The sequence below is a fragment of the Oceanobacillus sp. FSL K6-0251 genome, assembly GCF_038004725.1.
In the GTDB taxonomy this organism is placed as follows: domain Bacteria; phylum Bacillota; class Bacilli; order Bacillales; family Amphibacillaceae; genus Oceanobacillus; species Oceanobacillus oncorhynchi.
In genome coordinates this window covers 2,314,014-2,331,877 of the sequence record NZ_JBBORS010000001.1, presented here as the reverse complement: position 1 = coordinate 2,331,877, position 17,864 = coordinate 2,314,014, and the positions used below count along the sequence as shown (strand labels likewise).

The window sequence follows — 17,864 nt, the reverse complement described above, 5'->3', positions numbered from 1 at the left end:
TCCTTCCATGATGTCATTGCGCTTTTTTTGTTAAATATCATTTATCTAACATTCCCGTATTCGTATAAAGACCATGGACACGATGGTCTTTTAATCCTCGGAAACGACCATCGCGAATCCATGAATTCTTTCTCCCGTTAAATCATCCGGCCAATCCAGCGGTGCTTTTTCCCAGCTTTGTCCTGCATCAAAAGAAAGATAGAAGCCGAGATTATTCACAGCGTAAAAAATACCTGACTGGAATGGATGAGAAGTTAACGCAAAAACAGAGGAGCATTCTGCATCCGGCAAGCCTTTGTATACAGGCGACCAAGAACCGCCATCTTCACGCCGTACTAAAATCGTTCTTGCACGGGATGGATCGTATGCTTCATAAGGACTCCTGGACGCAGCAGCCACCATTGTATCTGCATCCCCTGAATCTACGGCAATATCAACCAAATAGTTATAAGGCTCCAAACCCTCATTGAACGTCTGCCAGGTGTTTCCGCTATCAAAGCTTTCAGCATACCCGCCGCCCGCAGCTTCGTATATCCGTCCTGGAGCTTGCGGGTGTGTTGTTAAAGCATGACAATCATGTTGGGAATTCGGTTTTCGATCTTCCCAACTGCCCCCTTTATCTTCACTTTTCATCACGCCGCCAAGTTCAATGCCGACAAATATGCGGTTTTTCTCATGAATATCCGGTTCAATCCAACGTACGTGATGCGTGTACGGCCGAGGCGGGAAACTCCAGGAAGATTTTGAAGGTAAATCCAGTAAAGCCGGGCAATCAACCCAGGTTTCTCCTCCGTCTTCTGAACGAAAAAGCCCGCTCGGTTCGGTGCCTGCCCAAACGACATGACATCCATTTTTAACCTCTGTTGAACTGACCGCAACACTCATCACCCTGTTATGTGATATTCCTGATCCAGCGGGTACCCATGTCTTGCCGCTGTCATTACTTATCCATAACCCTTCGTTAAAGGTCCCTCCATACAGCCGTCCTTTCCGGCTGGGATCTGCAGCAAGGCATATAAATGAAACCGGTGCCGGTCTTTCCTCCATTATCCATTCCTGTGCCTCTTTCTTCATTTCATAAACAGAACGTCCAGCTGAAAAATATAAAACTTCCATGCGGTTCACCACCTTGATTTATTTGAAATCTTTTAAGACAATCCAGATACCTATTTAATAGAAATATTCGGGAAACGATTCAATCTATCGGGTATATTTGTAAAAAAACTCCCTTTTCTACAATAAGAAAAGCTAAGAGGATATCGAGACTTAATAAAAAATCTTTTATAGTTTGCTTTATTCACCATAAATCAAACTTGTAAACGTCCGAACCTGACTTTTTATCACGGAGAAACGCCCGTAAAACTTCCGCCTTCAAATAGAGCGTGGAAAATGAATTTATTTTAGCGGGGGATAACGGCGCTGACTCCCACTGCATAATATTTCGTCTTATGATTCCATTTTTTCAAAGTGAAATACGCTGTGCTGTACAATCGGCATTCACTTGGTTACATATCAACATACTTTTCGAGTCATGCAAGTTATCGCTAGAGTATCATAAGTCATTCTACAGTCAAAAAGATTTTGTTAAAAATTTTTAAACGATCATTTTTTAATAAAAGTAAGATGGGTCTTATCCCATACAGAAAAGGCCTTACCATGGATAAGACCCTTTCCCGAGACAATGTCGTATGTTATTTCTTGAACTGCGGATGCTGGGTTATACAGAAAGTCTCCTACCTCTACGCTAAATCAATATTCTTTAAAAAAGCTTTCTGGCAATGTGCTAAAAATGCTCCAAAGACTGATAACTGCACCGATTAATGACACAATACTGATACCCACAGCCTGGAAGCTGAATACACCGGTCGGTACAAGGATGATAAACCCCAAGAAAAAAATAGATTGATAAATCGCTGAGATAACCCTCCAAAATTTATGGTTGAAAAAAGATAATAACACAGGAGGAATGAACAAAATAATCATTATGATAATACTTGCTTGGATAACTTGCGGATCATTTAACGACAGTGTATTGACATCCCGTTGAAAATAAGCAGTGACAAACAACGTTACGATGGATACAATCAGCATGAAAACTAATAAAACGAATCTTTTCAAACAGCATCCTCCCTCTATATACTTAAAATATCTCCGAAATGCTCTTGTTTTCTTAGAATTTCTTAAACATCCAATTTGGGGTTGGATAGTGGGGGTGGAGCGTTTGTCAGAATACAGAATATTCTAATGCACTCCTAGCCATCCTAACGACCAAACAGGTAGTATTTGGTAAAAAATGGTGTAACCATGCTTGGTAACTCCACACTTCTTATGGTCGCTCACCCTCCCATGTATCACGGGATTGGTATCCATACATTCCCTCGTCCTGCGTATCCACAAGGTGGAGGTCGGAATAAGCTCCTATGCTGGGTCTAGCCCGAATGGAAAAAATAAGCTCCGACTCCGCATTATTGGTGTTTGTGTATTCTAAGTTCCCAAGGTCATTTGTTGCTATTTCTTTCTTCTACAGCTTAAGCTGCCTGTAAAGTTTCTATCTGAGGTAAACCTTTCAATAACTTGCTTCCATCAAATTCACACTGTTTTTGACCAATGACAAACAAGGCACGTAATAATTTCCCACACAACGCAATCAATGATTGTTGTTTCTTTAATGGATTTTCCGGGCGGGTCGTGTAATACCTATGCAAGGTTTGAAACGTCGGATTATTCGCTACGAGCGGTCGTATCGCTAAATAAATCGCCTTTCGCAGTTTCTTCCGTCCGCGTTTCGTTATTTTCGTTTCCCCTTTGAATTTCCCGGAACTGTGCTCCCGCAACGATAAGCCGGCCAGATTCACGAGTTGTTGCGGATGATGATAATTTGATATATCTCCTACTTCCGCGAAAAAGGTAGCTACGGTTGTTACTCCCAGTCCTTTGATAGCCAGCATTTCTTTTGCTCCTGGTATCTCTCCTAAGAGCGCCTCTATTTCCAAATCCAGCTCTTTCAATTGTTCTGCATACAGCTCATATTGGTCTAATAAGCTGTGTAGCTCTTGTCTGGCAAAGCGTAAGCCGATTTCTATGCCAACACTCTTCTTCGCTTTGTCTACCAGTTTGGTTGCTCGTTTGATACCAACACCACGTTTAACGACCGTTTGCCATTCCTCCAGTACGTCTTCTGGCGTTTTATCACGAATATCAGATGGAAATGGAAATGCCCGTAACGTATATAATGCGGCCTTTCCATTCCATTGTTTAAATACATCCTGAAACTCTGGAAAATAGCGCTGCATGTTATTTTGTATACGTCCTTCCGTAACTGTCTGCTGTTTGATGAGTTGATCTCGTAGTTTCATGGCTTCTCTTAACTCGGCATAGATGCCGTCGAGAAGGTTTGGTATAGAGTATCTCCCATCCTTCACCAGCTGGGCAATCACGCGCGCATCTTTGGTATCATTTTTCGTTGGCGAGTTATCATCCAGTTCTTTTGCTTTCTTGACATGCATCGGATTAACCAATACAAAATCCGTATCCTTGCTGATCAGATAATAACCTAAACTCATCCAATAGTGACCTGTTGGCTCAGCTCCTATGATGACATGGTTTTTATCGTGTTCTTTCTGGAGCTTTGAAATCCATTCCAGTAGGATTTCAAAGCCTTCTATTCGGTTTTCAAAGATCAATCTTTTCCCAAATTCATAGCCTCTGTCGTCCTGTGCTCGTGCCACATGTTTGTCTTTGGCAATGTCTATTCCCACTACAAGTGTAGATGGTGTGATTTGCGATATTTTGTGATTTTGATTATAATTCATGGATGAGTCCTCCTTGGTATTTTTTAATTTCGGGGTCATTGCAATGACACCCTGTACTATACCAAGAGGGCTCTTTTTTGTTCAAACCTCAAATTTCTTCATTACAGGAATGCTCCTATTCGGTAAAAAATGTATGAAATTTGAGCCTCCCTCTTCTGGTTAAACTGCGCCTTGTAATTTGCCCTGATAGATAGAAATTAATCCAGGCAGCTGCTGAATATCCTGCGGTGTGATAAGCTCCGGCGGCTTGTCAAAAGAAACCATACCAGCTTCCATCAGCAGATAAGCCACAAATTGCGAGCAGAAGTAAGCATTTGACCGTGGAATGGGCTTATTAAACATGACTCCAAACAGTCCTATTACGTTATAGTGGTAATTGTCTTTTCTTTGCTTAAAAAATGCTAACGTTTCTTGTAATTTCTTGTTTTGTTTTGAACTGATTGCATAAGCATAGATGGAGCAGTCCGCTTTCTGAAACAGTTTCTCTTCTGTATTTTCCTTCACAAATCCTCCCCAAAATGGATTGCGTAAATGCTTCCTGCCAAAGCTGTATATTTCATTTAATTCCAAATCCAAGGCTAACGAAACATGATTGTATTCTGCTTTGGTATACAGACTAATAGCTTTCGTCAATAAAGTACCAGTGTTTGTAAATAACAAATAAATGTAGTCTTGTTTCATCGCTAGTAACTCCTGTATATTTTGATTTTTCGGTCTTTTCAAAATAGAGACCTTATGTCATTAAGATATATCTTTGTGCTCAATGTTTTTTATTGATAAGTAAGAAGCAACGATACCAATAAGACTAAGTGTCACCGGAATACCAATAAAGGATCCTATCGATAAGTCTTCATTACTGACACCAAAGAAAATGGCAATAATAACAGAGGTAATAATGGTCGTCCTAACTGATTTTTTAAGCATTCCAAAGAACAAAGGAACTAAGCTGACACCACTGGCAGAAAGGTCATATAAAATCGTATTTCTAAAATGTTCGATGAGCATGGGAATCGTTATGTCACTGTCAATAAATCCTAAGTTGCTGTTTAACATAGATAAAACAAATGCAGCAAAAATTCTGGACAGAAGCATAGAGAAAAAGGTAAAGCCTATGATAATCAATAGCTTCGAGATAATGATCTTTTTTCTGCTGATTGGGTATGTGAACATCAAGGTAATGGTTTTATCATTGTATTCTTCGATAACTAATTTTGAAATTAACACTCCTGAAAAAACGATGAATACCATTCGTGTTATACTGTCAATCAGAAATAAAAAATCTGTACTGCTGGCAGCAAATTGTTCCCTGTCTATATATAGCATGAAGAATAAAAATCCGGTAACGGCAAAGCATGCCGCTAAGGAGTTATTTATATATCGGCTAAAATTTATTTTTCTCATTTCCAAACTCATTAACTTAAAGATTTTTCTCACCACTCTTCCTATTGACATTGAAAATTACATTGTTGGCAGTAATATTCCGGAATACCCTCATCGCTACGTTACATCCTTGCGCTCCATATTTCTTATCGCTAAATACGAAGCAGCCGCACCAATAATGATAAATACCAATGATCTGACAATGAAGGAACCTATCGAAAGGTCTGATAGATTTTCATTACTTATGCCAAAGAAAATGGCAATAATAATCGATGTGATAATGGTTGTTCTAACAGATTTTTTGAGCATTCCAAAAAATAAAGGAACTAAGCTGATACCGCTGAAAGAAAGGTCATAGATCACGGTGTTTTTAAAATATTCCATTATCAAATGAATCGTTATGCCTCCATCGATAAAATCCAATTGACTGTTTAACATGTATAAAACTGCTGCTACAAAGATTCTTGATACATGTATAAGGAAAAATGTAGCACAAATGATAATCAATAATTTAGAGATAAAAATCTTTTTTCTGCTGATGGGATACGTAAACATCAAAGAGATGGTTTTATCATTGTATTCTTCAATAAACAGCCTCGAAATTAATATACCTGCAAACACAATAAAAACCATTCTCGTGCTGTCAACAACAAAGAAAAAATCTTCACTGGTGGCACCAATCGTGTTTCTATCCGTATACATTGCAAAGAATAACAATCCGGCAAGAATAAAAATTGCTGCTAAAGCACCAAAGACATACTGTCTGAGATTTATTTTTCTTAATTCTAAACGAATTAATTTAAACATTTTTTCCGCCTCCAATTAAGGACAAGAAATAGTCCTCTAATGAAGCCGACTTCGTATTGATTGATGTAATGGAAACATCCTTTTCCATTAACTTCTTATAGATTTGATTTTGTGATGTCCCTGATTCATATATCCTTATTTTGTTCGTATCAAGTACTTTGAAATTTTTTATATTCAGCTCTGAATCAATAATATATACTGCTTTCCCGGCATCATCGGTTTCTAATTCTATATACTCTGCATTATTTTCTCTAATCGAATCCATGGAAACTTCTTCTACTAGATATCCATTATTCATTACGCCTATTGTGTCAGCAATTTGCTCTATTTCCGCTAAAATATGACTTGAAATCAGAATGGTTATGCCATACTCTTTATTCAGGCTTGCCAGTAAGTCTCTCATCTCAATAATGCCAACTGGATCCAGTCCATTAACCGGCTCATCTAATATCAACAGCTCTGGCTTCGTGATTACCGCTCTGGCAATTCCCAGCCGTTGTTTCATACCTAAAGAGAAATTTTTAACCGGCTTGTTATCAATGTTTTTTAGATTCACAAGATCCAAAGCGGCCTCTATCTCTTTTTTATTGTGATAACCCATGTATTCACAATGCAAATCCAAGTTATCCATTGCAGTTAGCTTCTCATAAAAAATGGGATATTCGATAATTGCACTCATCCTTTTAAATAATTCATAAGAAGTATCCGTCAATGTTTCATTAAACACTTCAACGGCGCCCTGACTTGGTTTAAACAGATTTAAAATCATTTTCATGACTGTACTTTTACCTGCGCCGTTCGGACCTAAAAGGCCATAGATTTCTCCCTTCTTGATATTCATATTGACATTGGAAACAACATGACCTCCATGAAAAGATTTTCCTAAATCATGTGTTCTTAAAATATATTCCATAATAATAAATCCCTCCCTTTCTCTGCAATATTGCTATATTAATAATCATAAACATTAAAATTATCTTTTTTCTTAACAAAGTCTTACGAATTTCTTAAGTTTGCAAAGAACGGGACGGAAGCGGATTTTTAGTTTTCCTGCGAAGACAGTTTCTTTAATTTCACAGTAAATACTGTTTTATCATAAGCTTTGCTGGATAATGATATCTCACCTTCCAGACTTTCGACTAATCTTTTCGTAATGGTAAGCCCCAGTCCGCTTCCTTGATACAGCTTATTTCGCGAGTCCTCCAGCGTATACAATCTTTCAAAAACGCTTTCTTTATTCATTTCATCAATGCCTTTCCCCTTGTCCCAAACCTCGATGTAAGCAAATGCGTTATCATGTTTTAAGTTTAACCCCACTACTTGACCATCCTTTCCATACTTGATGGCATTCGATATCAAGTTTCTAAGGATTCTGTCAAGAGCTTCTTCATTTCCAGCTACAAAGATATTCTCATCTGGAATGTTAATGGAAACATCTAATCCTTGCTGAGTTAACATTTCATAAAACTCTAAAATGCTCTTTCTGCAAATTTCATTTATATGTATCTTTTCGAGTGTTATCTCCTTATCTCCAGACTCCAGCTTTGCCAAATCAAAAAACGTATTGATCAATGTCAGCAGCTCTGCCGCCTTTTCATGTGCTTTACGAACCTCTTTGCCCGCTTCTTTTTCGATAACTTTATTCGATTGAATGATTTCTAAATATCCAACAATAACTGTCAGCGGTGTTTTTAAATCATGAGAAATATTTGAAATCATTTTCCGAATCGATTCTTCCTTTTTTGTATAATCCGCCAATATTTTCTGATTATGGTTTAAAAGATGATTGATGCTGATCAATAAAGGAATAAGCTCTTTATCATCGGTAAAAACAAGCAGATTCTCACTGGTTTTATCAGCGATAATCTTATCCAATTTTTCATGCATATATTTTATTTGCTTGTCTCTTGCTATCTTTGCTTTATATTGAAAAATGATAATCCCGGTTAAAATCAGGGTAATCCCTATAAAGAAATAAGCCATGCCTTTCCCCCCCTTTTCAAAAGATATTCACACATCTATTCCCCTAGTTTGTAGCCAATTCCCCAAATGGTCATAATATAATGAGGCTCAGCCGGGTTGTCCTCAATCTTTTCTCTTAGTCTTCTAATATGAACATTGATGACATTTTCGTCTCCAAAGTAGTCGTTTCCCCAGACCGTGGTATATATTTGAGCCTTTGTAAAAACATTATTGGGATGCTTGAGAAACAGCTTTAAAATATCGAATTCCTTGGAAGTCAGTTTGATTTCCTTACCATGTTTTTGAACAGAGAAATTATTGATATCAATTGTTAAATCTTTATGGTTTATCACCTGCTCTTCTTTTTTTGTCTCCGAATAACTGGTGGCACGCCGCAACGCCGATTTTACTCTGGCGGAAAGCTCTATCATGGAAAAAGGCTTCGCTATGTAATCATCTGCACCAAGCTCCAGGCCTAGCACCTTTTCCACGTCCGTATCCTTCGCTGATACAATTAGTATCGGCACGGAGCTGTCCCTTCGAATTTGTTTCATTACCTCTATGCCATCTAATTTCGGCATCATAATATCAAGAATGATTAAATCAAATGTATCGTTTTGAAATTTTTGCATTCCTTCTTCGCCTTCCAAAGCAGTAACTACCTTATAGCCTTCTTTTTCTAAATAATTTTGTATCATTTCGCTTACTGAGATATCATCTTCTACGATGAGAATGTTATTGTTCAAGTGAGACAGCCTCCTATGAAATTTTAGTTTAATAGATTTCTATTATCTTTATTGCCGACTATACCCTTTTGCCTGCCTCTTTATATATTACAGAGATTTTTACAGGTATTTCATAAAGTTTAACACATTCCTTTGCACTTTATAGATGTACTTTGCCTAAGGATGCCTTTTATGGTAAAAAGAACATATAATATTCTGTTAAAAAATCATATTGTTAGCTAAGCAAATGGTTAGGAAAGGGAGGAACACTTTATTGGTATCTGATATAGCATTGATGAAACATCATGTAAACGTGTTATTTAAAAAGGATGATAATAATCGAATGACCTTTGTGAATGAGCCGCCAAACGAGGCTGCACCTCGTATTTTCATTGGCGGGACGCAGCTTGGTAATGTAGTAAGATACTCCAATGCCCTTGAGGAGAACGTAATAAAGAAGCTGGAACGAAGCACTTCATGCAGATTTTGCTATAGACTTGGCAGAAATAATCACCATTTTAAACACAGACCGGCAAATCAGCAATTTTTGGACTGGACCTGCTTTCGTGTTTCCTGATGTCAGCAGCATAACAACAAAAGCAATACGAATTACCGACTTCAACAAAGACTGCCTGAAGCAAAATTTCCCATATATCTACGAAGTGCTTAAATATAAACAGCCTTGCTTTGCTATTATTGAAGATGAAGCAGCTGTATCCGTTTGCTGCAGCGCGAGACAAACTAATGAAGCGGCTGAAGCAAGCTTAGCTACATTTGAAACGTATCGTGGAAGAGCATACGCGATAGACGCTTCCATTGCTTGGGCAGCTGAAATTCAAAGTCAAGGATTACTTGCATTGTATAGTACCTCCTGGGATAACTTTGCATCCCAATCTGTAGCAAGAAAATTACATTTAATACAATATGGAACGGACATTCATATGAAATAAGACAATATCCCCGAACACAAGTCATTCTTAAATTAATGGACACAATTACTGAAAATCTGATGTATTCTTTTTCATGCTCGAGAAATAAACCGGGATGAAGATTAACGCAAAATCAAAAATAGGCCCCCTTGGACTTGGTCAGTGGATCCTGTAAACACTCTGGAGCTCTCGTTTAACTCTCTACACAACAAAAAATCCTGCTCGTAGCAGGATTTTTATCAAACATTCTTATTAATTATCAAAGGGCAGATCGTTACACAAACTTATTCCTGCCAGCACCTAATCCTGCAACCATCATTAACAAGCAAACAACGATGATAGCAATAATCGGCGCAGACCAGGCCTGCGTAATATCAAATAGAAGCCCGATAAATAACGGTCCAATGGCAGCAAAAATATAACCGACGGATTGCGCCATCCCAGACAGCGCTCCAGCCTGACGTCCATTACGTGCGCGCATGCCAAGCATAGCAAGTGACAGGCTGATGGCCCCTCCAAAAGTAACTCCAATCAGTGTTACCCAGATGAAAATCAGCGGAAGCGGTCCCCCGATTAGCAGTCCGATAAATCCAACTGCTGCACCGCCGCTGATTCCCAGTACGATCCCCTGCTGGTTAGAGAATTTCTCTGCCAGCACCGGTGCCAGAAAAGTAGACGGCAATCCGACAAACTGCACATAAGCTATCAGCCAGCCGGCAGCAGATACGGAAAATCCAAAGCTTTGCATGATTTCTGGCAGCCACGATACCATTACATAAAATATAAAAGATTGCAGACCCATAAATAACGTAACCTGCCAAGCCAATGGGGATTTCCACAGGTTGCTGTCATTAAAAGGCTTATTGCTTAACTCCACTTGTTCTTCTTTAGGCGCAGGGTTCCGGCTGATAACAAAAATCCAAACAATGATTCCGACAAGAGCCAGCACAGCCCACGATAATAAAGCCAATTCCCATCCTAAGCCTGCTCCTTTTGCAAGCGGAACTGAAAGTCCAGAAGCCGTGGCCGCGAATATTGCCATCGATGTGGAATAGACACTCGTCATTTGACCGACTTTATGCGGGAATTTTTCCTTGATGACTGCCGGCAGCAGCACATTCATTACTGCGATGCCAACCCCGATAATAGCTGTTCCGATAAATAATGTCGGTGTATATGGAATGGACCGGGTGCCTATTCCGGCGAACAGCAGGATCAGGCCAAGCAAGACCGCTCCTTCATTCCCCAGCTTCCGGCCAAGCTTTGGCGCAAGCGGCGATACTATGGCAAATGCGATAAGCGGTAAACTGGTAATCGTCCCCGCACTCCAGTTTTCCAGTCCAATCTGATCACGAATGGTCCCTAACAACGGTCCAACGGAAGTAATTGCCGGCCTCAGGTTAAAACCAATCACCATGATAGCAATCAAATATAGCATTCTCTTATTAGAGGATGCTTCCTCAGTCAGACTATTTGTTCTTGCTCTATTTTTCTCCATCTAATACCTTCTTTTCTACTTTCCACCCCCTTTACAGGAAAGGAGGAGGAATAATTTTGCACAATATATATATGTTATGGCAATGTACATCCTATTGTCAAGACACCCATTTTTAATAGACTGCAATCAACGCATCTGCTCTGCGATGCCCCAATGTGTTAACACTGATAAAACGCAGCTTCATCCAGGAAACAGTTTTCATATTAACCTGTACCCGCAAACTTCCAATCTAATAATTTTGAATAAAAGGTATATCTATGAAATTTATTGGAGAGCCTGTCAATATAACAAACTATTAATTGGAGGTATTTCCAATATGAAGTACAACCTAATGATAGGCATTGCTTTTCTTATTTGCCTATTCATTTTTATACCAACAGTACATGCAGATAATGGGACATTGTACAAAGTTGATACGGAAACAACAGAGTTAATGGATGCGCCTGCTCAGGATACAGTCCTTCTAAGTGAATTTAAAAAAGACTATAAGGTTACTATTTTTGAAGAATCCAATGGCTGGGGCAAAACATTTTATAACGGCGAACAAGCTTGGGTCGCGTTACATCACCTATCAGCAGTGGATGAGATACAGACAGAGCCAGAAAACGAACAATCCGATACAGAAGATAATCAAGCTGAAACAGCAGCTGCTGCAGCAGAAACAAATACAGAAACTGCCGAACCAGCAGAAAACGGACAACTGTACCGAATTCAAGCACCAGCAGTAAATGTACGCAATGCGCCTGATAAGAATGCAGCTGTCGTTACGCAGATGAATCATGGTGAGAAGGTTACTATTTTTGAAGAATTGTACGGCTGGGGCAAAACATATTATCATGATGAAGAAGTATGGATCACTTTATATTTACTTGATAAAGATGACGAATCAAATGGAAATAGTGACACATCAGAAGAAAATGAAAAAACAGAATCATTAGAAACAGTAGAAGAAACCGAAAATGAAGCGTCAGAAGCAACATCTGAGCCAAAAGACGGTGAAAGCGAAAAGGAAAATGGCGAAACAAAAGAAGTTCAAGCGGAACAAAGCACTGAAAATCCGCTTGCCGGCCGTCAATTTGTGATTGATCCAGGTCACGGCGGGAAAGATCCCGGTGCAGTGGGGTCCGAAGCATATGAAAAAACATTAGCTTTAACCACAGCAAAAAAATTAGGAGAACAATTACGCCATCAAGGAGCTTCTGTTACGTTTACCAGAGAAGATGATACGTACCTCTCATTGGGAGAACGGGTCAACATAAGTAATTCTGCCAATCCAGATGCATTTATCAGCCTGCATTATAATGCGTCGGAAGACCAGGCTGCGCATGGAGTGGAAACCTTTTACAAGAATGAAAGCGAAAGCCAGATCCTTGCTGAGTATGTACAAACGTCATTGATGAGTCATGTTCATCTCGACAATCGTGGAGCTAAACAAGCAGATTTCCAAGTACTAAGAGAGAATCAGCAAACTGCGATTTTAATTGAGCTTGGTTTTATCAGCAATTCAGAGGAACAGCAGACAATTCAAACGGATAATTATCAAAATCATGCAGCAGAAGGTATTATTGCCGGATTAGAAGACTATTTCAGCTAAAATCAACGGATGAAAAGGTAAAAGTGTATCTAGGTGACACTTTTACCTTCGATTACGTTTTTTGGACTTCCTTTTAAATTACAATCTGTAATGAGCTGCTCAGGGGGAATATTACGAATCTTTCATTTTACGTTTAGAACTTTTTAGTTTTACAATCGCTATCATAATAGCTGCAACCCCGATTAATGGAAGCACAAGGAATAATGGTTCACCCGTACCAGAGTACATAATAGGTCCCCAAATGATAGGCACAATACCGTAAACAATAAGATAAATAATTCCCATTATAAATTCAAATATATGCTTTTTTTTTAGATATGGTTTCACCCTTTTAATTTGAATCCAATCAGGAATGCTAACTTATCAAGTCAGGATTTTTTAGGATGTTATTTTTAATCCATTATAAAAAAGCATCCTCTTTCACTATCTTATTCCCTTATTTTGAAATTAATTAACGTACTTCCCTTTAGAGTCCGGGCTATCATTCCATGTCTTTTCACAAAACCTGAATGGATATTAATCCCTTTACAGTTTATTTATTAAACCGTTCTAAATGATAAAACTGATACGTATTATTCGTCAGCTGTTGTCGAACTTTATCAAAAGGCAGCTGTTTTACCTCAGCTATTTTTTTTATCACATCGATAATCATATTTGGATGTGTCATCTGATTTTGAAAAGGCTCTTTAAACGGCCATGGCCCATCTGTTTCTGCCATAATAAGTTCTAACGGATATTGTTTGATTAAAGACTGAATCTCCTCTTCATACCAGCAATCAGGCGTGATAGAAATCATATATCGATTATCTATCATACGGTTAATCGTAGCTTTATCCCCTTTAAACCAATGAAAATGGGCTTGTTCCAGTTGATATTTTTCAAGCATATCACAGACAACAGAGGCATCTTCATAAACAGCATGTAATACGATTGGCAGATTATACTTTTTTGCAGCCTGTACAAACCGCTCTAATATGGCATGATAAGGTGCAATATCCAGCGAGTCATCATTACGTTTGGTATAATACGGAAGCCCTACTTCTCCAATAGCCACGATTTTTTCGAATTTTTGTTCAATCTCCTGAAAGATACGATTGATTTCTTGATCAGGCGGCAATGCTTGTTCCGGATGCCAGCCGAAAGCAGGATAAACAAACGGATATTTCTGTGCTAACCACCATACCTTTTGACAGCTCTCAAAATCACTTGAAACGGCTATCATCCCATCTGCTTGAAGCGTTTGAATTAACTGTTCCTGCTCGTCAGGCTGGTACCAATCTAAATGAATATGTGCATCAATCATTATGCAAACTCCCTCATCAAATCAATCTGTTATATCCTTAAACAAATCCCCGGCTTTTCTTACATCCACATTTCCGCCGCTTAATACGACACCTGCTCTTTTGTTTTTAACAGAAAGCTTTTGATATGCTGCTAAAGCGACTGCTCCAGATGGCTCCACAACAAGTTTTAATCGCGTCCATAGGAAGTACATAGCAGCTTTTATCTCTTCTTCAGAAACCGTGATAAAATCATCTACATGCTTTTGAATGAAAGAAAAAGTAATTTTTCCTAACGAAGGTGTATTTAAACCGTCAGCTATCGAGTTTGGAGCTTCAATCGTCTGCAATTCTCCTGCCTTAAATGATTTCGTCGCATCATTGGATACCACAGGCTCCACTCCAATCACCTTGCATTGAGGCGACAGCTGTTTTGCAGCAATGGCACATCCGCTTATCAACCCGCCGCCTCCACAAGGAACGAGCAGATAGTCAAGCTCCCCGACTTCTTCAATCAATTCTTTTGCAACGGTGCCTTGTCCGGCTACAATTGGCTCCGCATTGAAAGGAGGAATTAATGTATAACCAAATTCATCTATTAAATCCTGCGCTTTTTCCTCTCGGGATTCCGTCTTGCGGTTATATCTTATAATCGTTGCACCATAGTCTTTCACAGCTGCTGCTTTGACTTGCGGCGCATCATCCGGCATGACTACTGTCGCAGGGATACCAAGTATTTTGCAGGTTAAAGCCGTAGCCATTGCATGATTTCCGGAAGAATAAGCGATTACTCCTTTATTTTGGGACGCTTCCGGCAGAGAGCTTATCGCATTATAAGCACCCCGAAATTTAAATGCTCCCATCCGCTGGAAATTTTCACACTTGAGAAACATTTGGTTTCCGGTTAATTCATTCAATAATGTTGACGTATGGACTGGGGTTTTATGTGCAATTCCTTCTAGGCGATTTGCTGCTTCTACTATTTTTTCATACATTTTGAATTCCTCCCTCACTTTTATATCAAGACAGGTTGCTATTTTAATAATTTTTAGTAATGCCTATATCCTCCTTTCGACAAATCGGACTAAATTTCCTGCTAAAATCTTTCTCAATTGATATAAAGAACAATCAAGTCACAGTTGTATATTTAAATCGAGTTTTTAAATGATATACTTAACTTTTTATATTAGTCTTCATTTTAAATGAAATTTGCATCGCTTGTGCCATTTGAATATAATTATATAAACTAAGCTTTTTTACATATTGAAAATATCTAATCATTTCTTATCCGGACATACAAGGAGGTCAACCATGATGATAAGTCCCCAAGCTGCTGACAAACTTAACGCCAGTATAGAAGATTTAAAAAATAGTTTAGAAGAAAATGTTTCCAAAAAGCTTGATTTGGATAACTGTCATCGAATGATTCAAAGATTGGTTGAGCTTTCTTCCAGCTGTGAAGCATGTAACCAATATTTTGTTGATTTAGAAGGTCATATAGCCCAGCTTTTAGACAAGTCAGATCAGCTGACAAAAAATGATTTTAAAAACCATCACCAAATATTAAATAACATCCGTACACACCTCATGAAAAAACACAAACTAGTTGCGAAAGACTATTATCTCAGTATCTATATGTCCTGTGGTCTCAGCTTAGGACTAGTTTTTGGACTCTTATTCGATAGCCTTGCATTAGGTTTGCCAATTGGCTTAGCTGTTGGTGTAGCGATTGGAGCAGGTTTAGACGCAGATGTTAAGAAAAAAGGAAGAACCATCTAGCATTCCAATCAGCCGTTCAATACAGCATTCTCCACAGATAAAACGTAGCATACGCTTCCCAGGTTGACCATGCTGCCGATAATTCTCTAATCTCAGCTTTTGTCGGCTTTCGTTCCATTCCCTTTACAAATTGGATGGCATTGATTAATCCCACATCATCAATAGGAAAAGCGTCCGGATACCGAAGACAGCGCATCAATACGTAATTCGCTGTCCATGGACCAATCCCGCGAATACGGATCAATTCTTTTTCCGCTTGCTTCAAATCATCTACATGTAATAAGTTTTCTTTTGATAAATCTCCATTTGCCATTAACTTTGCTACACCAATAATATATTCCCTTTTCCTTTTTGTCATTTTAATATCAGCCATATCTTCCGCAGTTAATTTAGAGATTTTTTCATACAAAGGGAAAATCCAATAATTTTTTCCATTATAATCCAAATGTTCTCCAAATTTTTCAACAAATTGACGTTTTAATGTGTACGCAAACTTCAGGTTAATCTGCTGGCCTAATATCCCCCAGCATAAGGCCTCAAATAAATCATTTAAACCCATAATCCGAAGTCCGTAAAATCTTTCAATGACTGGTTGCAGTAACAAATCCCGGCGACCCATTTCATAAAAAGGCAGCAGGTCGGTGTCAAAGTCAAACCATTCACAAATATAATTTACGATGGTCTCTTTATCTTCAAATGATTCCGCTTTTGTACCGGCTAAACACTCAACAGCCAGATAGTCACTTCCTGCTTTACTTATCTGTATCAATGTACGCAGATGATTTATTTCAATCACACGGGTAATCGTATTCTCCTCTATTTCATACATGCATTCATTTGGATCCCTCAGGAAATAGTCTACATTCACTTTAAAATTAAACGGCTCCGGTGCTTTTATGAAAATGCAGTTTTTACTTTCTTTCCAGCTTCTCACTTTCTTCGTCCCCCCTATCTTCAAGATCTGTTTTATATTTTGCTTGCGAATTCAGCAACCTACTATGGTTGTACAACAAGCAGCGCTTATGCCAAAAGGCAAAGAGACGCTGTTTTCACACTGACCCTTTGCCTTTTAGTTAATGCTTGCATTATCATTTAACAAAAATTATTCTCCATCATTCTTTCTTAAAATATCCTTCACTCTTTCTCTCATCTCTTTCGTATAGCCTTGCTGTCCGCCGGTATGAATAAAAAGGATATTTTCCTGGTCAACATAGTTTCCGTTTTTAATTTCAGTCACTAACCCTTTAAAAGCCTTCCCTGTATAAACAGGGTCAAGAATCATTCCCTCATTTTTAGCAATATCCAAATAAAATGCCAGTTCTTCATCAGTTGCCTGACCGTAGCCAAGTCCAATATAGTTATCATTAATAGTAATAGAATCAAAATGATGGCTGATGTTTTCCAAATCATTTACTATTTCCATCACATCTTCTTTGAACACTTCTGCTATTTGGTCAACAGAATAGCCAATGATTTTCTTTCTGGTATCTGCCCCCTCATTTGCAAACCATAGCCCTGCATATGTTCCGCCAGAACCAATTGCAAGGTTGATAGAATCAAAATGAACACCCATCTCTACTTCCTGCTTCATGATTTCATTATAACAATTAATATAACCGTAAGACCCGATGGCATTTGAAGCACCTACCGGAATAATCAATACCTTTTTCCCTTGTTCTTCTAACTCCTGCTTCTTCTCCTCCATCGCATCTTCTCGGGATGCATCCGGCGGAATAATATTTACATTCGCTCCAAGCATATCGTCAAGAAACAGGTTTCCTTCATATTCTTTCGCTTCACCTCTAAGCACCAGATGGCATTCTAAATCCATCATGGCACAAATCGCGGCTGTCGCTCTGGCATGGTTTGATTGGCAGGCTCCTGTAGTAATGATTGTGTCATATTTATTATCCAATGCATAGGCAATAAGGTATTCCAGCTTTCTTATTTTGTTTCCCGAGACTTCCACTCCTGTAAAATCATCTCGTTTGATATAAATATTTTTCCCAAGTTCATTACTGAGTTTTTCCAGCTTTTTAATGGGTGTATCCAAATTAGCAATATTTAATTTACGCATAGTCGTTCCTCTCGCTTTCAT

Annotated in this window: 18 protein-coding genes; 4 read left to right on the top strand and 14 right to left on the bottom strand. The window is 38.6% G+C overall.

Annotation, left to right across the window (positions count from 1 at the left end; translation table 11 throughout):
* Window positions 1-90: 90 nt before the first annotated feature.
* From MKY45_RS11760 to MKY45_RS11720, 9 genes are all read right to left on the bottom strand, one after another.
* Window positions 91-1,116: a WD40/YVTN/BNR-like repeat-containing protein gene (locus tag MKY45_RS11760; RefSeq protein WP_193062121.1), complete on the bottom strand. Its 1,026-nt coding sequence runs from the start codon at window positions 1,114-1,116 to the stop codon at window positions 91-93.
* A 633-nt stretch (window positions 1,117-1,749) separates the two neighbouring features.
* Window positions 1,750-2,118 carry a hypothetical protein gene (locus tag MKY45_RS11755; RefSeq protein ID WP_042533985.1) on the bottom strand — a complete coding sequence of 123 codons (369 nt, stop codon included), beginning with the start codon at window positions 2,116-2,118 and terminating at the stop codon, window positions 1,750-1,752.
* Window positions 2,119-2,528: 410 nt separating this feature from the next.
* Window positions 2,529-3,812, bottom strand: coding sequence for an IS110 family transposase (locus MKY45_RS11750; protein WP_341035585.1), 1,284 nt, complete (start codon window positions 3,810-3,812; stop codon window positions 2,529-2,531).
* Between the two features lie 159 nt (window positions 3,813-3,971).
* Window positions 3,972-4,493, bottom strand: coding sequence for a hypothetical protein (locus MKY45_RS11745; protein WP_341172962.1), 522 nt, complete (start codon window positions 4,491-4,493; stop codon window positions 3,972-3,974).
* A 60-nt stretch (window positions 4,494-4,553) separates the two neighbouring features.
* Window positions 4,554-5,213, bottom strand: a complete 660-nt coding sequence (locus MKY45_RS11740) for an ABC transporter permease (protein ID WP_175297059.1) — start codon at window positions 5,211-5,213, stop codon at window positions 4,554-4,556.
* 96 nt (window positions 5,214-5,309) lie between these two features.
* A complete protein-coding gene (locus MKY45_RS11735) occupies window positions 5,310-5,999 on the bottom strand; it encodes an ABC transporter permease (RefSeq protein WP_289585248.1) in 690 nt (229 codons plus the stop codon).
* Window positions 5,992-6,912, bottom strand: coding sequence for an ABC transporter ATP-binding protein (locus MKY45_RS11730; protein ID WP_341172961.1), 921 nt, complete (start codon window positions 6,910-6,912; stop codon window positions 5,992-5,994). Before MKY45_RS11730 ends, MKY45_RS11735 begins: the two co-directional genes overlap by 8 nt.
* 128 nt (window positions 6,913-7,040) lie before the next feature.
* Window positions 7,041-7,982, bottom strand: coding sequence for a sensor histidine kinase (locus MKY45_RS11725; protein ID WP_341172960.1), 942 nt, complete (start codon window positions 7,980-7,982; stop codon window positions 7,041-7,043).
* 35 nt (window positions 7,983-8,017) lie between these two features.
* Complete coding sequence (locus MKY45_RS11720; RefSeq protein ID WP_042533975.1) at window positions 8,018-8,707, bottom strand: response regulator transcription factor; 690 nt, start codon at window positions 8,705-8,707, stop codon at window positions 8,018-8,020.
* Window positions 8,708-8,960: 253 nt separating this feature from the next.
* Between MKY45_RS11720 and MKY45_RS11715 the strand changes: the two genes are divergently transcribed.
* Both MKY45_RS11715 and MKY45_RS11710 read left to right on the top strand, forming a co-directional pair.
* Entirely contained in the window at window positions 8,961-9,263 is a 303-nt protein-coding gene (locus MKY45_RS11715) for a hypothetical protein (protein WP_341172959.1), read from the top strand.
* Window positions 9,253-9,636, top strand: coding sequence for a GNAT family N-acetyltransferase (locus MKY45_RS11710; protein ID WP_341172958.1), 384 nt, complete (start codon window positions 9,253-9,255; stop codon window positions 9,634-9,636). Before MKY45_RS11715 ends, MKY45_RS11710 begins: the two co-directional genes overlap by 11 nt.
* 253 nt (window positions 9,637-9,889) lie before the next feature.
* Here MKY45_RS11710 and MKY45_RS11705 read toward each other — a convergent pair whose 3' ends face one another.
* Complete coding sequence (locus tag MKY45_RS11705) at window positions 9,890-11,113, bottom strand: CynX/NimT family MFS transporter (RefSeq protein WP_084612967.1); 1,224 nt, start codon at window positions 11,111-11,113, stop codon at window positions 9,890-9,892.
* A 316-nt stretch (window positions 11,114-11,429) separates the two neighbouring features.
* On the opposite strand from MKY45_RS11705, the gene MKY45_RS11700 reads away from it, so the two are divergent.
* Window positions 11,430-12,707, top strand: a complete 1,278-nt coding sequence (locus tag MKY45_RS11700) for an N-acetylmuramoyl-L-alanine amidase (RefSeq protein WP_341172957.1) — start codon at window positions 11,430-11,432, stop codon at window positions 12,705-12,707.
* Window positions 12,708-13,239: 532 nt separating this feature from the next.
* Here MKY45_RS11700 and MKY45_RS11695 read toward each other — a convergent pair.
* Both MKY45_RS11695 and MKY45_RS11690 read right to left on the bottom strand, forming a co-directional pair.
* A complete protein-coding gene (locus MKY45_RS11695) occupies window positions 13,240-14,010 on the bottom strand; it encodes a TatD family hydrolase (protein WP_341172956.1) in 771 nt (256 codons plus the stop codon).
* A gap of 21 nt (window positions 14,011-14,031) precedes the next feature.
* Window positions 14,032-14,982, bottom strand: coding sequence for a threo-3-hydroxy-L-aspartate ammonia-lyase (locus MKY45_RS11690; protein ID WP_193062112.1), 951 nt, complete (start codon window positions 14,980-14,982; stop codon window positions 14,032-14,034).
* Between the two features lie 316 nt (window positions 14,983-15,298).
* Here MKY45_RS11690 and MKY45_RS11685 point away from each other — a divergent pair, with 316 nt between their 5' ends.
* Entirely contained in the window at window positions 15,299-15,766 is a 468-nt protein-coding gene (locus tag MKY45_RS11685) for a hypothetical protein (RefSeq protein WP_341172955.1), read from the top strand.
* 16 nt (window positions 15,767-15,782) lie between these two features.
* On the opposite strand, the gene MKY45_RS11680 is transcribed toward MKY45_RS11685, so the two are convergent.
* Window positions 15,783-16,700 (bottom strand): DNA-3-methyladenine glycosylase family protein, encoded by a 918-nt coding sequence (locus MKY45_RS11680; RefSeq protein WP_341172954.1) that lies wholly within the window; start codon window positions 16,698-16,700, stop codon window positions 15,783-15,785.
* A 168-nt stretch (window positions 16,701-16,868) separates the two neighbouring features.
* Window positions 16,869-17,843, bottom strand: coding sequence for a D-cysteine desulfhydrase family protein (locus MKY45_RS11675; RefSeq protein WP_042533966.1), 975 nt, complete (start codon window positions 17,841-17,843; stop codon window positions 16,869-16,871).
* Window positions 17,844-17,864 lie beyond the last annotated feature (21 nt).